This window comes from Psychrobacter sp. CX16 (assembly GCF_057396245.1).
Map to the genome: position 1 here is coordinate 79,270 of NZ_JBXYJF010000005.1, position 14,172 is coordinate 93,441.

Consider the following 14,172-nt stretch of genomic DNA (forward strand, 5'->3'; position numbering starts at 1 on the left):
TAAATTAATGTTCAGTTTGTGATGCTAGTGATAAGTAGATTATCGTCAACATCATAAAGATGAACGCCTGAAGAGTAATAATTAAAATATGGAATATTGCCCAAGGTACTGATAATGCCCACTGAATCCAGAATGGCAATAAGGCAATTAATACAAAGACCAACTCACCTGCATACATGTTACCAAATAAACGCAAGCCAAGTGAAACTGGTTTTGCAATTAAAGTAACCAACTCAAGTATCAAGTTAATTGGGAATAAGATGATTTTTCCTATTGTACTTGAAGCACTAAAAGGATGCATGGTTAGCTCACTAATGAAGCCGCCCAAACCTTTTTCTTTAATACTGAAGCCAATAATTAAGAAAAATACTGAAAATGACATGCCTAAAGTAACGTTGGGATCAGTGGTTGAAACAATCTTAAAGTACACGTGATGCGGGTCATGACCCATCGCGGCACCGATCTTCTGAGCAAGTACTGGAATATAATCGATGGGCACAAGGTCCATCAAGTTCATTAAAAATATCCATACGAAGATGGTTAAAGCCAGTGGTGCAATCAGTTTCGAAGTACCGTTATAAGAATCACGTACGTTTGTATCTACAAAGTCCACAACCATTTCAATTGCTGCTTGCAACTTGCCAGGTACGCCAGATGTTGCACGCTTGGCGACAAACCAAAACAAGGCACAAAATATAATACCAAGTCCAACTGACCAAAGCATTGAATCCAAGTGAATGGCCATAAAGCCCATTTCACCAGCTTCTTGAGCAGTATGGGCAACTTTCCAGCCTTCACCTGGCAAATAGCCAAAGGTCCAGTTAGTCAAATGGTGTGCAATATAATCAGACGAGGATATTTCAGCTGCCATAATCTAAGCTTCTTATAAGTTTGTGTTAACCATTAATTTAATTAGCAAAAAAACTGTATTTAGGACTCTTTGCTAATTAAATTTCGGCGCTCAAAAAATCTCTACTTATATTAAAGTAGAGCGGGAAAAGTGTAAAGAAAATGTTTATTTTTTTGATGTATATTTCAGTTTTGTAAGTTTCCTGCGTGCCGCTGCACAAAACTGCCACCGTATCATACACTATTTGCTATTAAATTTGACACCTTAAAAGCAGATAAACACCATTCAATACTTTAAGCTTAACGACATGCTAAAGCAGTTAATTTGATTTATTTTCGCTCTAAGAAGAATGATTATAGAACGACATGCTTACTATTAAAGGGGTTAACGACTTTGCCATAAGGTAATAAAATGGCCGATTTGCATCAAAATAAACCCAGTAATAACCGCAGCAGCAGATAGTGGCTTGATAGTCATAAAAATAATACTAAAGCCTACGATGACGATTATCCATTTAACAATTTGACCCAAATATAACTGGCCAACTATATTATGTCTCGCTTGGGCGCCGGTATAGCGAAAAACAAAGCTTGTAAAAACCGTTTGCGCTATCCAGTTTAATAACGCACCCACGGCCACGCTTCTGGCAATTGTTAAATTGGCTAAGCTGCCACCGTTTGTGTCACGACGTAGAAAAATGAAGTCAACGAAACAGGCAACAATAATAATGACTAAAAGAATACCGGATCGTATTCGAGCCTGTCGTCGTAATTTTAGTCGCTGCTGCTCTTTTCGCTGTGACGCTCGTAATGGCGTTTTAGAATGAGATAACATGGCTTTTCTATGACACAAAACGCCGACTATTATAGAGTTGGCATTGGTTTAAAGCAAGTAGAAAAATCGCTTTTGTCAAACAGTTTTTCTATACAAGTCTGTAAGTTTAATTTATCTAATCAGCGGTTTAAACTGGTTACTTAATCGAGCTATTGATGCAGTTTTGCACGTCCTTTACCAAAGCACGCCAACCACTGATAAAGTCTTTGGCATTACTCATGTCCTCCTGTTGCACAGTACTGGTAATATTGCCCAGTTTGCTTAACACACCTTGATTACTATCAGACTGTAGTAAGACGCACATCGTTGGTTGAGGGCGGTTTTGTTTTAACCAATGAAATTGACTGGCCTTTGGCGGCAGATGATGATCGGAAGTTAATGCACCAACCATGGCTAGGTTTAAGGTAGGCTCTAGATAACGAAAAGCATCATGATAAGCCCAGTAAGGTCTTGGCGTTGATGTATTAAAATCCCCCTCCCCTACCCCAGCGACTGCAGCATCCATTTGCTTGGCAAACTCGCGCACGTTTGCGGCATAGATATCTTTATATTCTGGGTTAGCACGGCTATAGATAGCGCCTAATGCTCGAGTAATGGCTTTGGCATTATTCGGGTCTAACCAAATGTGAGGATCTAAAGTGCCATTAATAGGCTTCGCTTTTACGTCTCTTAAAGAATGACGCTCGAAAGCATTGAGTCCAAACAAGCTGATAGTATTATTACTCTTTGCCAATGGCTTGGCTAAGTTTGATTCAAGCTGCTTACCAAACCACACTACATAGCGACTGTCTTTTACTGTTTTCATGTCACTTGGGCTCAAACTACCATGATGCCCCACATCACCAGGGCCCAATAATAAATGTCCAGACGGCGCCCCTTTGGTGACTGCTTCACTCAATAAAAATAAAGGATAATTGCTAATAGCAACGTCTGTTTTTGCACGTATGCTAGCAGGCACCTTATTAACGTCCGCGTAGGCAGCAATCTGATTTTTTAATTGGACGTTGTTATGGTCTGCCGTGGCCGCGTAGCTCGGTAAACTCGTAGACATCATACCGAACAAAGCCATGGCAGCAGCTTTAGTGGTTAACTTCTTACTCATTTTAGATAATAAATTAGCTTTCGAACTCGATACATTATTATGGTCAGTTGCTCGGTTGGCATTTTCTGGCATGTTAGATTTGGCGTGTAACAACATAAAGGGTAACTCTCTATTATAGTATGGCCGGTTGCCATTAATATTTATTATAGGATTAGACTGTATTTATTATAGGATTAGACTGTCATGCTTGAAACATAACATCAGTGAACCCATAACTCTATTTGTAGATATGTTATACTATAACCTTTAAAAGTAACAGCCCTATTGAACATGAATATTTAACCCTATTAATAGCTGATGTTAAGTAAAGCGTATCCTCGTAACAAATAATTTGCGATATCTATTAACCCTTTACCATTTTAAATGAGGTGACTGATGAGCCCGTCTTCAAATGATAATCAAGCTGCGTTGGACGCTTCTTGCACTGTGCATCATGCCCCTCATATGCACGATGTCCATGCCCTAACTGAGCAAGAGGTTAATGAGCGTTTATTGGCCGCAGAGCAGCTGTGTAGCGCAAAAGGAGCACGTTTTACAGCGCTACGCCGTAATGTATATAAGCTGATTTTAGAATCAGACAAATCGGTTGGTGCTTATGACCTTATTCAAAGCCTGCAAGATAGCCGTGAACAAGACCAAGGCCAGAAAGCGAAGATGGTGGCACCGCCAACTATCTATCGTACCCTTGATTTCTTATTGCAATTCGGGTTTATTCACCAATTAACCTCAATTAATGCCTTTGTACCGTGCTGCCATCCTCGTGATGAGCACAATGCGGTCTTTTTGCTATGCAACGACTGCCAACGAGTACAAGAATGTAGCGGCTTGCCTGCCCAAGAGGTAGTGAGTTATGTGAAAGACGCTGCCGGATTTGAGGTGCAGCAAAGTGTGATGGAATTAAAAGGATTATGTCAGACTTGTGCCAATCCTTCTGATTCTAAGCCTGTGGAAGCCTAACTCATGTCGCCTTTACAAACTGTGTCGTTATCACATCCTCATTCCAATGCTTCATTCTCAGAACAAACGCCGCTTATGAGTTTGGAGTCTGTTGGCTTTGCGGTCAGTGACCGTGGCATGAATAATAAACGTCTATCTTCGGGTTGGCTATCGGGCGCTCGTTCGAGCAAAGCACTGTCTGCACAAGCGGATAATAATAAACAGCTGCTAAACAACATTAGCCTACAAATCAGACCGTACGAAAAAATGAGTGTTATCGGTCCTAATGGTGCCGGAAAATCGACATTAATGAAGCTAATTTTGGGTTTAATCACACCCACATCAGGTCAAATTACCCGCCATCCTGACCTTGAGATTGGCTACGTACCGCAAAAGTTTGTGATTCCTTCAATATTACCGCTGCGTGTTCAAGACTTATTGGGCCAAATTAAAACGCGATTAACCGAAGATCAGCATTCATTTTTGTTCGAGCGCTTATCGATTAAGCCGCTCTTAAAAAAGCAGGTTATTCATTTGTCAGGTGGTGAGACACAAAGGGTTCTATTAGCACGCTCTTTATTAAGCAAACCGAACTTGCTGATTTTAGATGAGCCAATGCAGGGCTTAGACCCTGAGAGTGAACGCTGGCTTTATGAGTTTATTGATGATTTACCTGAATTCCTACAATGCGCCATGGTTGTGGTATCCCATGATTTACACTGGGTAATGCGTGGCAGTCGCCGTGTGATTTGCCTGAATAAGCATATTTGCTGTGAGGGTCAGCCAAGCGATCTTGGCGTCTCTGATGAATTCAAAAAGCTTTTTGGTCATCAATATGAACAGCCTTATATTCATCAGCCGCATGAATGCCAACATCATGAGCCTACCGCTCATTAGCAGATAGCGACTGCTTCATTGCTATAGAACAGGATTTAAGCCATATCTGGTCTTTATTACCCTCTCTATTTATTACTATTACTGTTGTGGAATTGCCGTCCTATGCCCACCTTATTCACCGAATGGCTTGATATTATTGCTCCTGCTTGGATTGCCGGTAGCCTTTTGGCTTTGTTATCAGCGCCTTTAGGCTGTCTTGTATTATGGCGACGCATGGCATTTTTTGCTGACGCTCTAGCGCATGGAACCTTATTCGGTGTGGCATTGGCGGCATTGTTTCACCTACCTTTTGCCATTGGTATTACTGTGGTCAGTATCTTGGTGGTGTTAGGGCTTATTTGGCTAGAAGATGATCGCCTGCCTAATGATGCCGTATTGGCCGTCGTTTCTGTGACCATGCTGTGCTTGGGCTTATTGACCTTAACCCATCTGACTCAAATGCAGTCGAATGTACTGGGCTATTTATTTGGTAATTTATTAGAAGTCAGTTGGGCTGATTTACCGGTGTTATCGGTTTGCGTTGGTATTGGTCTGGCGGTGCTGATAATTATCTGGCGCTCACAAATTATCTTAGCAACGCATACTGACTTGGCGCAAGTATCCGGTATCAATGCTACCCGTCAGCGCCTATTCTTTATGGGCGTATTGGCAGGTTTCTGTGCATTAGCACTACAAGCAGTGGGTAGCCTGCTGATTAGTGGTTTGCTTATTCTACCGGCATTAACTGCTCGCCTATTTGCTCACTCTCCTAAGCAAATGGTGATTATCTCAGTGATTTTGGCGCAGCTTGCGGTTACTGGCGGTGTTTGGGGCAGTATTTTACTCGATATCCAGACTGGTCTCGCAATTGTACTGGGTCTGGCGGTGGCCTTTTTTGCAGCTTTTATGGTGTCTCGAGCCTAATGACACCTTCATTTCCCTTACATCACCTTCCACTCTATCAACTGCATTTAAACGATACCGCCCAACTCCTCCTATAGATAAATGGGCGTATCGTCCCCATATAGTATAGTGTGAATAACACGATTGACATTTAACACGTTTTTCAACAGTACTCTTATTATTGATATTAATAGGCATACGCTTAATGACGCCACTCCCAGCGACACCCACGCATATTGAAACGTCTGATGGCACAGTTAATATTTTGCAACTGACGGATCCTCATTTGTATTTGGATACCTCGGTCAGTACGGCTGGTATTAACAATCACTACAGTTTTATGACTTGTTTGCAGCAGGCATTGAGCGAGAATAGACGTTGTGATTTGATTTTATTAACCGGCGATTTGGTCAATGAGGTCAAACCTGAGATATACGACCGAATTTATCAAACCTTAGGCGATACCGGTATTGATTTTGCCTGTATTGCAGGTAATCACGATGTGACCGATGAGCTGGGCTTAGATTTGCCTTTCGAACAGCGTCAATTTGTGCCGCATCAGCCTGATAAGCGGTTGTTATCACGTCATTCTATTAACCTAAACAACTGGCAATTATTGCTCTTAGATTCGAGCGTACCTGGTCAGATCTTTGGTGAAATCGATAACACAACTCTCGACTGGCTACGCCAAAAAGTACAGGCAAGTCACAATCCTGTCATAATAACCATGCATCATCACGTGCATCCAATGGACTCCGCTTGGATTGATGCACATATGGTCAAAAATACGAAACCCTTTTGGCGATTCGTTGAGCAGCACTCCAATATTAAAGCCATTGTAAGTGGTCATGTTCATCAGTCATATACGCAAGAGCATGGGCAGGTTAAGGTTTATACTACGCCCTCCACCTGTTATCAGTTTCTGCCAAAGCAAGATGATTTTGCGATTGATAGTCAGGCAAGACCGGGATATCGCTGGCTGGCGCTGCATCAAGATGGCACGTTAGACAGTTGGGTGACACGATTAAAGCATGACCATCTGTCTGACCCTGAAGCGTAACTTCATTGGTTATGCGCAGACGAGGCTCAATGCCGTACTTGGTGTAAAGTTTCTAGTAAATGGAATTAAACTGTGGTATAAGAGTCAATTATTTTATTTCAGCTCCTCTACTTAAATGGATATAGGAAATTGTCATGAGTCAAACTGCTACTGACGACCTAATTTTTAAGCCTTATGACGCAAAAGCCGATGAGGAATATATGTCGGATGCTCAACTTGAGCATTTTGAAGCCATTCTTAAAGCATGGAAGCAGCAACTGATAGGCGATGCTGACCGTACGAAAAGCTACATTCAGGACGAATCAGCCTCCCTTTCAGATACCAACGATAGAGCCACTCAAGAAGAAGAGTTTGCGCTAGAGCTGCGTACGCGTGATAGAGAACGCAAATTGCTTCGTAAGATTGATAAATCAATCGCCGAGATTCACAGTGGCGATTATGGGTTTTGCGAAACCTGTGGTGTTGAAATTGGTTTGCGCCGTCTAGAAGCCCGACCTACTGCGACTCAGTGTATCGACTGTAAGACTCTTTCTGAAATCAAAGAGCGTCAGAACTGGGGCCACTCTTAGTTTTTTAGCGCTTTGATTTGTAGTATATTGCAGGTCACACTTTTAACCTATATTGTCTGACCTATGCCAATACACGATTTAAAACGGTCCACCGCTAGGCCTATTTATAGGCCGGCTGTGGGCCGTTTTGCACCTTCCCCTACCGGCAAATTGCATTTGGGCTCATTGACCACAGCGATTGCCAGTTATTGCCATATTAAATCAATCAATGGTCATTGGCTATTACGTATCGAAGATACCGATCGTCAGCGCTGTCATCCAAAATTTAGTGAACAGATATTAATTGATTTGGATAATCTGGGGCTACACTGGGATGGCGATGTTTGGTATCAGTCTGAGAGAGAGGATATCTATAACGAGCTACTGGCAAACAACTTAAATCAGCGTGTTTATGGCTGTCGGTGCTCTCGCAAACAGCTACGTGACTATGACATCTACCCCCGCTTTTGCCTGCCCAAGCCAACATCTACTCTCTCAAACAACACAATAGACGCTTCAACATCTGATTTGACTGATGTCAAAATCCGTATTCAATTACCCAACTATAGTATTGGCTTTTTAGACGGTCTACAGGGCATGCAGTGGGCAAATCCACAGAAAATGCTAGGCGATGTGGTAATTCTGCGTGCTGATGGCATTGTGAATTACTTTTTGGCAGCCAGTGTTGACGATGGGCTACAAGGTATTACTCATGTGATGCGCGGGCTAGATATTCTACCACTGACCACGGCTCAGATTGCTATCATGCACTATCTTGATCTGCCCGCTGTTGAGCACTGGTATCATCTACCTTTGGTCGAAAATGAGCAAGGACAGAAGCTGTCTAAACAGAATCTGGCCAAGCCAATTGATACCTCGAGTGTCGAGAAGTGTCAGCAGCTTATTCATCAAGCGTTACAATTGTTAAAGCAGCCTAGCGTCGATACCGATAAGCCAGAGATTATGATGGCTCAGGCAGTAAGCCAGTGGCAAAACGAGCCACTCAAAAATCAGCAACGGTTGGGGCAAGTACAACCCCCAAATATTTAGCTCTTAAAGGTTGTCCAAATTAGGTTGCTTATATCATTTAACCAATAAAAGGGCCCTATAGAATTTCTATATGGCCCTTTTGCGGTAGTTATTATGGTTTGAACGTGTAACCACTCTGCTCTTAATAAGCAGATTGCTACTACTAACTAATAGCTACGACAATTACTTGCTGGAATTTTCGGACTTCTTTTGTGAATCTTCAATAAGATGCCAATCATAATCAAACTAATGACCATTGAAGAGCCACCATAGCTAAAGAACGGCATGGTCAAGCCTTTGGTCGGCATAATACCCATGTTCATACCGCCGTTAATCATTACCTGACCAATAAAGATAACCGCAAAACCATAAGCGGTATAACTTAATCGCATCTGATGGTTTTTTAATGCGATGTAACTGATACGCATGGCACTAGCAATAATCAGGGCTTCTAGCAATAGTACGGTTAACACTCCAATCAGTCCTAATTCTTCACCAGTAATCGCCAACAAGAAGTCGGTATGTGCTTCTGGTAAATGTGCTAGCTTTTGGACACTTTCACCATAGCCAACACCGGTCACCTCACCCCGCCCAAATGCAATTAAACTTCGTGCCAACTGATAGTCCGACCCTTGAATATCATCAAAGGGATCTAGAAAAGAGGTCACACGACTCATACGATAGTCTTGGAATATAACCGCAACCGCACCAGCAAAGCCCCCTGCAACCAGCAAGAATAGTGATTGACTCCAAGGTGCTCCAGCGACAAAGAAGATCGCTAATATCACACCAATGACCATCACTAGTGAGCCAAAGTCGGGCTGTTTTAAGAATAAAAATACCAGTATGAATATCAGAGCACCCATACGTAATATACCACCTATACCTCGTCTCACCTCATTACCCCGACGAACAACGAAGTCAGCGGTAAAGATAACCATGATTAGCTTCACCAGTTCAGCAACTTGGAAGTTAAATGGACCTAACTCAAGCCAGCGCTTAGAACCATTAATCTCATCACCAAATATTAAAGTCAACACCATCAGGGTTAACATCAACAGTAACCCCAAGCCAAGTGTTGTCATGTCATAAAGTAATTTCAGGGGGATAAGCTTATAAGTAATACATCCTGCTATCATGCCCACAATCATATAGGTCAGTTGCTGCTTAAAGAAATAGAGCTGACTGATATCATGCATATTAGCGAAAGGAATAGAAGCCGACGCCACCATCACTAGGCTTAAAACCAGTAAGCAGCACACGCTAGCAAACAGGACACTGCCCGCTGATGGCAAGGAAAATACGCCTGTTTTGTTACGTTTACGTTTGGAAAGTGCATTGGGGGTATAGCCAGATGCGTTAGCAGTATTTTTTGCCATAGGGTATCAACTGTACTTAAAAACAATGTATTAAAGAGGGTTAACGAAAATGAGCTTAAACACAGTAAGTGATTGAACTCATGATAACTTATAAAAACTAAGAGGCTTTTAACGTCTCAACAAGCTCACAGAAATGCTCACCACGCTTGGTATAACTTGGGTATTGATCAAAGCTTGCACAGGCCGGTGACAATAGCACTGCTGCCACCTGAGATAGGCTACTTGCAGTTAAAGTTTGCGCTTTTTCTATTGCTTTTTCTAGCGTCTGACATCTATGCACATCGACTTCATCGCTAATTTTTGCCTCAGTTAAATGCTCGTAAATAATCGGCGCATCTTCACCAATCAAAATAACTTGGCTGACATGTTTGTTGATCAGCGCGGTTAATTCACCAAACTTCTGACCTTTGCCCTGCCCACCTAAAATAAGTAGCAGCTTACTTTTGCCTTCATTTTGAGCACTGTAAACCGAACCTAAGCCTGAGATAGCAGCTAGGGTTGAGCCCACATTGGTGCCTTTTGAGTCATTAAAATAATCAACGTTATTGACTCTATCGACGAACTGACAGCGGTGCGGTAATCCAGAGAAGCCTTTTAGCGTCTCTAGCATGCTTTCAATAGGTAGACCGGCTAACTCACCTAGTGCCAAAGCTGCCAAGCCGTTAACCAAGTTGTGCTTACCTTTAATTTTTAACTCGTCGGCATTAATCAATTTTTGGGTGCCTTTGGCTAGATACAGACTACCATCGCCTTCGGTAAGGATGCCATATTCGCCTAAGTCAGGCGCATTCGAACCGATACTTAATCGAGGCGTATCATCAGCAATTAACGGACGTGATAAAGCATCGTCACGATTGACCACAATAGATTGTGCGCCTTGGAAAATACGGTGTTTGGCTTGATGATAACCCAACATATCGCCGTGACGGTCTAGATGATCTGGTGACATATTCAGCACGGTGGCGACTTTTGCACCCAAATTGGTCACTGTCTCAAGCTGAAAGCTCGACAACTCCAATACCGCAAGCTGCATCTTATCACCAAGTGACTCGTCTTCTAATAAACTTAACGCGGGTAGACCAATATTACCACCCACCCCGACATTGATGCCGGCATCTCTGGCCATTTGACCAACCAAGGTTGTCACTGTACTTTTAGCGTTAGAGCCCGTAATCGCCACAATTGGTGCACTGTATGCTTCTTTAAACAGTTGAATATCGCTGACAATCTCAATACCGGCTTGCTTCGCCTGTGCAACAGCCGGCGTAGTTAAAGCCACACCTGGGCTAATAATAATACGCGACGCTTGTAACAACAATTCTGCATCAATGTCACCAAATGCACGAATACTGATGCTTGGGTCTAACGACTCAGCCAAGTTTGGTTCAGCATTGGTATCGGTAATAGCAACGCTGTAACCGCTACGGGCCAAATAATTAGCCGCTGCTAGGCCAGATTGCCCTAGGCCGATAACAACATGTAGGCCACTGCCTTTTTGAATGAGGGAGGACGAATCAGACTTGGGTTTTGGCGTGTATTGCTCTGCGCCGCTATTGGGCTTAGATGACTGTGAACGATAAGAGGATCTGGTAACGGATTGGTCAGTACTCATGGTCTGTCCTTGTCTCTTTATTGTGATATGATGCACCCATTTTTGTTGCTATTTTATCGCATGGCTGAACGCCGGTTCTTATTTATTCAGGGCATTTATCTATTCAGGGCATTTATTATTAATAGACATATGCCCTATTGATTTGAGAACCTGCTTAGCGCCTTGCTGCGATTATCTACCTGCAATTGACCTATAATTGGTTTTTATTGATAAGGGTATTTAATGCTAAAATAGCCGCGACACCGCTGCCGGTTTTGGGGGTTATTTATTCTACCATGACCCTAGCGGTAATGACCTTAATTTACTAACGCTTTATCGCTAAATATTGAATTTAGCATAAAAAGCAGCTTATTTAGAGACGTTTAGAGACGCATTTAAATAAACAGCGCGATAACGGCCTTACGTTTATCGATTGCTCACTTTTTTTTATCAAAACCCATGCGATTTGCATCCCCTTTTTGTGCGGTGATTGTCTGCTGTTATCGACGCGCTGCACTCTGAAATATAACCTAAAAATTAAGTAGCCGACCCAAAGCCTATGAGAGTACCTTCTATAAATACGATTCAAGACGAGTGGTTTTCTAATGTGCGCGGCGATGTTCTATCCGGTTTGGTTGTCGCTTTAGCACTCATTCCTGAAGCCATTGCCTTCTCTATTATCGCGGGTGTAGATCCAAAAGTTGGACTCTACGCCTCTTTTTGTATTGCCGTTGTCATCAGTTTTGTGGGTGGTCGACCAGGCATGATCTCTGCTGCCACCGGTGCGATGGCACTGGTCATGGTAACTTTGGTCGCCGATCACGGTTTGCAATATTTACTAGCCGCGACCTTGCTGTGCGGTGTGATTCAGTTCTTTATGGGGGTGTTTAAACTTGGCAACCTCATGCGCTTTGTCTCACGCTCGGTGGTCATTGGCTTTGTTAACGCGCTTGCCATTTTAATCTTTATGGCGCAGTTGCCTGAATTAAACCCTGCGGTTGACCGCGTTGGCATCCCTGTTTATATCATGACTGCGGCCGGTTTGGCTATTATCTATGGTTTCCCGCTGATTCCCAAGATTGGCAAAGTCATCCCATCACCGCTTATTTGTATCGTGGGTCTCACCATCGTTGCTCTATATATGGGTCTGGATATCCGTAATGTGGGTGATATGGGCGAGCTACCTGATACGCTGCCGATGTTCCTATTGCCAGATATTCCATTGACCTTAGAGACCTTAATGATTATCGCGCCTTATTCAATTGCGCTTGCCATAGTGGGCTTGCTTGAATCGATGATGACCGCAACCATCGTTGATGATTTGACCGACACCCCAAGTGATAAAAATCGTGAGTGTCGTGGTCAAGGTATTGCCAACGTTGCTTCTGGCTTCTTTGGTGGTATGGCAGGCTGTGCGATGATTGGTCAATCGGTCATTAACGTCAAATCAGGCGGCCGTACTCGCTTATCCACATTGATTGCCGGTGTGGTACTGCTGATTATGGTGGTATTCTTAAGCGAATGGGTCAGCCAAATTCCGATGGCCGCGTTAGTCGCTGTGATGATTATGGTGTCTATCGGTACCTTTAACTGGGAATCTATTCGCGAATTTAAAACCCATCCTAAGTCGTTTAACGTAGTGATGCTAGCAACCGTATTAACGACTGTCTTTACCCATAACTTAGCGTATGGTGTGTTGGTCGGTGTATTGTTATCAGCACTGTTCTTTGCCAATAAGATTGGTCAATTCTTAAGTGTGGTTAGTGAATATGATGATGCCAGTAATACTCGTTATTACTACGTGCAAGGTCAGGTATTCTTTAGCTCTACCACCCAGTTCTTAGACAGCTTTGATACCAAAGAAGCGCTAGATAAAGTGGTGATTGATGTGAGCCAAGCTCATTTTTGGGATATTACTGCTGTTGATACGCTAGACAAACTGGTTATTCGTTTTCAGCGTGAAGGTATCGAGGTTCAGGTCGTGGGTCTTAATGATGCCAGCCGCACCATTATCGACAAATTCTCAATCCATGATCGCCGCGATATTGGCTTACTGGATTAATATTGCTACACTCGATAAGCCCACGCTTGCTTTTGGCCATCTTTAAATAAAGACGGCTTATAATCCTACTCTAGTAGTGCTAGAGTGGGATTTTTGATATGCGTTGTCTCAAAATACATTTAATTGAGTGATTCTTATGAGTAATTTACGACCTGACAGTGTTATCGCTTGCCTTGACTGCCCTAACCATGTTCAAGCGGTATTGGACGCCAGTATGTGGGCGGCTAAGATGTTCCAGGTACCCATCGGCTTGCTTCATGCCGCGCCGAGCGTCCATCATAAAGGCGCGATGGATTATTCCGGCTGCTTGATAGCCGATGATGGCGAGCATTTATTAAATCAGTTAACCATAGAGGAGCGTGATAGTAACGGAAAACTGCGTGATCAAGGTCGCCTGCTACTAAAGCAATCTGAAAACTACTGCGAGCAGCATCAAGGCCGTTATGAGCATCATATATATACTTTGCACCGCCATGCCTCTATTGCTGAAAGTCTAGATTATGTTGATGAGACAGCACAATTGGTGGTTATCGGTCATCAAGTGACCTGTAAAGACACGCTTTCACAGCTGATTCGTGCCAGCCGTTGCCCTGCTCTGGTCACTCACGAGACCTTTAAAATACCCAAAACTGCGCTATTTGCGTTTGATAATCGCCGGACTTGTCACGCATTATTAGACTGGCTGTGCAGTAGTAAGCTGATTAGAAATCTTACCTTGCATGTGGTGATGGTTGGTGAAGAAAATGAGCGTAATAAGGATGCATTAAGAGAAGCTTATGCGCGTTTAAAACAAGCCGGTGTCCAGTGTAGAAAAGCACTCATTTCAGGCCATGATGTCACCTCGTCAATAATCTATTATCAAGATCAGCATAATTTGGACTTATTGATATCTGGTGCCTTTGGCGAATCACGCTTGCATGAGCTGCTGCACGGTAGCGATACTCGCAAGCTATTAAGCGCCAGTAAAACGCCTTATCTACTTTATCCAAAAATGTAGTTTGC

Annotated in this window: 13 protein-coding genes; 8 read left to right on the forward strand and 5 right to left on the reverse strand. The window is 43.0% G+C overall.

What is annotated here, in order from left to right; translation table 11 throughout:
- Nucleotides 1-4: 4 nt before the first annotated feature.
- The 3 genes from atpB to AC2SLM_RS03255 all read right to left on the reverse strand — a co-directional run bounded on the left by atpB (nt 5) and on the right by AC2SLM_RS03255 (nt 2,882).
- A complete protein-coding gene (gene atpB, locus AC2SLM_RS03245) occupies nt 5-871 on the reverse strand; it encodes a F0F1 ATP synthase subunit A (RefSeq protein ID WP_486541924.1) in 867 nt (288 codons plus the stop codon).
- 363 nt (nt 872-1,234) lie between these two features.
- Nucleotides 1,235-1,684 carry an ATP synthase subunit I gene (locus AC2SLM_RS03250; protein WP_486551969.1) on the reverse strand — a complete coding sequence of 150 codons (450 nt, stop codon included), beginning with the start codon at nt 1,682-1,684 and terminating at the stop codon, nt 1,235-1,237.
- A 136-nt stretch (nt 1,685-1,820) separates the two neighbouring features.
- Nucleotides 1,821-2,882, reverse strand: a complete 1,062-nt coding sequence (locus AC2SLM_RS03255) for a metal ABC transporter solute-binding protein, Zn/Mn family (RefSeq protein WP_486551970.1) — start codon at nt 2,880-2,882, stop codon at nt 1,821-1,823.
- Nucleotides 2,883-3,161: 279 nt separating this feature from the next.
- Between AC2SLM_RS03255 and AC2SLM_RS03260 the strand changes: the two genes are divergently transcribed.
- The 6 genes from AC2SLM_RS03260 (at nt 3,162) to gluQRS (ending at nt 8,159) form a co-directional block, all read left to right on the forward strand.
- The gene (locus tag AC2SLM_RS03260) at nt 3,162-3,743 is read left to right on the forward strand and encodes a transcriptional repressor (protein ID WP_486551971.1); all 582 of its coding nucleotides are present in this window, start codon (nt 3,162-3,164) and stop codon (nt 3,741-3,743) included.
- 75 nt (nt 3,744-3,818) lie between these two features.
- Entirely contained in the window at nt 3,819-4,619 is an 801-nt protein-coding gene (locus AC2SLM_RS03265; protein ID WP_486552030.1) for a metal ABC transporter ATP-binding protein, read from the forward strand.
- A 102-nt stretch (nt 4,620-4,721) separates the two neighbouring features.
- Nucleotides 4,722-5,522 (forward strand): metal ABC transporter permease, encoded by an 801-nt coding sequence (locus AC2SLM_RS03270; RefSeq protein WP_486551973.1) that lies wholly within the window; start codon nt 4,722-4,724, stop codon nt 5,520-5,522.
- 184 nt (nt 5,523-5,706) lie between these two features.
- Nucleotides 5,707-6,561: a metallophosphoesterase gene (locus tag AC2SLM_RS03275; RefSeq protein WP_486551975.1), complete on the forward strand. Its 855-nt coding sequence runs from the start codon at nt 5,707-5,709 to the stop codon at nt 6,559-6,561.
- Between the two features lie 134 nt (nt 6,562-6,695).
- Nucleotides 6,696-7,130, forward strand: a complete 435-nt coding sequence (gene dksA, locus AC2SLM_RS03280) for an RNA polymerase-binding protein DksA (protein WP_486541912.1) — start codon at nt 6,696-6,698, stop codon at nt 7,128-7,130.
- 63 nt (nt 7,131-7,193) lie between these two features.
- Complete coding sequence (gluQRS, locus tag AC2SLM_RS03285) at nt 7,194-8,159, forward strand: tRNA glutamyl-Q(34) synthetase GluQRS (RefSeq protein WP_486551976.1); 966 nt, start codon at nt 7,194-7,196, stop codon at nt 8,157-8,159.
- 146 nt (nt 8,160-8,305) lie between these two features.
- On the opposite strand, the gene ftsW is transcribed toward gluQRS, so the two are convergent.
- Together ftsW and murD are read right to left on the reverse strand one after the other, a co-directional pair.
- A complete protein-coding gene (gene ftsW, locus AC2SLM_RS03290; RefSeq protein WP_486551977.1) occupies nt 8,306-9,517 on the reverse strand; it encodes a putative lipid II flippase FtsW in 1,212 nt (403 codons plus the stop codon).
- 97 nt (nt 9,518-9,614) lie between these two features.
- A complete protein-coding gene (murD, locus tag AC2SLM_RS03295) occupies nt 9,615-11,129 on the reverse strand; it encodes a UDP-N-acetylmuramoyl-L-alanine--D-glutamate ligase (protein ID WP_486551979.1) in 1,515 nt (504 codons plus the stop codon).
- A gap of 538 nt (nt 11,130-11,667) precedes the next feature.
- On the opposite strand from murD, the gene AC2SLM_RS03300 reads away from it, so the two are divergent.
- Nucleotides 11,668-13,170 carry a SulP family inorganic anion transporter gene (locus AC2SLM_RS03300; protein ID WP_486551981.1) on the forward strand — a complete coding sequence of 501 codons (1,503 nt, stop codon included), beginning with the start codon at nt 11,668-11,670 and terminating at the stop codon, nt 13,168-13,170.
- Between the two features lie 136 nt (nt 13,171-13,306).
- On the forward strand, nt 13,307-14,167 hold the full coding sequence (locus tag AC2SLM_RS03305) for a universal stress protein (protein WP_486551983.1): 861 nt from the start codon (nt 13,307-13,309) through the stop codon (nt 14,165-14,167).
- Nucleotides 14,168-14,172: the final 5 nt, after the last annotated feature.

Bases quoted from the DNA above. Each gene is read 5' to 3' on its own strand.
- atpB (WP_486541924.1), bottom strand. From the start codon at position 871: ATGGCAGCTGAAATATCCTCGTCTGATTATATTGCACACCATTTGACT.
- AC2SLM_RS03250 (WP_486551969.1), bottom strand. From the start codon at position 1,684: ATGTTATCTCATTCTAAAACGCCATTACGAGCGTCACAGCGAAAAGAG.
- AC2SLM_RS03255 (WP_486551970.1), bottom strand. From the start codon at position 2,882: ATGTTGTTACACGCCAAATCTAACATGCCAGAAAATGCCAACCGAGCA.
- AC2SLM_RS03260 (WP_486551971.1), top strand. From the start codon at position 3,162: ATGAGCCCGTCTTCAAATGATAATCAAGCTGCGTTGGACGCTTCTTGC.
- AC2SLM_RS03265 (WP_486552030.1), top strand. From the start codon at position 3,819: ATGAGTTTGGAGTCTGTTGGCTTTGCGGTCAGTGACCGTGGCATGAAT.
- AC2SLM_RS03270 (WP_486551973.1), top strand. From the start codon at position 4,722: ATGCCCACCTTATTCACCGAATGGCTTGATATTATTGCTCCTGCTTGG.
- AC2SLM_RS03275 (WP_486551975.1), top strand. From the start codon at position 5,707: ATGACGCCACTCCCAGCGACACCCACGCATATTGAAACGTCTGATGGC.
- dksA (WP_486541912.1), top strand. From the start codon at position 6,696: ATGAGTCAAACTGCTACTGACGACCTAATTTTTAAGCCTTATGACGCA.
- gluQRS (WP_486551976.1), top strand. From the start codon at position 7,194: ATGCCAATACACGATTTAAAACGGTCCACCGCTAGGCCTATTTATAGG.
- ftsW (WP_486551977.1), bottom strand. From the start codon at position 9,517: ATGGCAAAAAATACTGCTAACGCATCTGGCTATACCCCCAATGCACTT.
- murD (WP_486551979.1), bottom strand. From the start codon at position 11,129: ATGAGTACTGACCAATCCGTTACCAGATCCTCTTATCGTTCACAGTCA.
- AC2SLM_RS03300 (WP_486551981.1), top strand. From the start codon at position 11,668: ATGAGAGTACCTTCTATAAATACGATTCAAGACGAGTGGTTTTCTAAT.
- AC2SLM_RS03305 (WP_486551983.1), top strand. From the start codon at position 13,307: ATGAGTAATTTACGACCTGACAGTGTTATCGCTTGCCTTGACTGCCCT.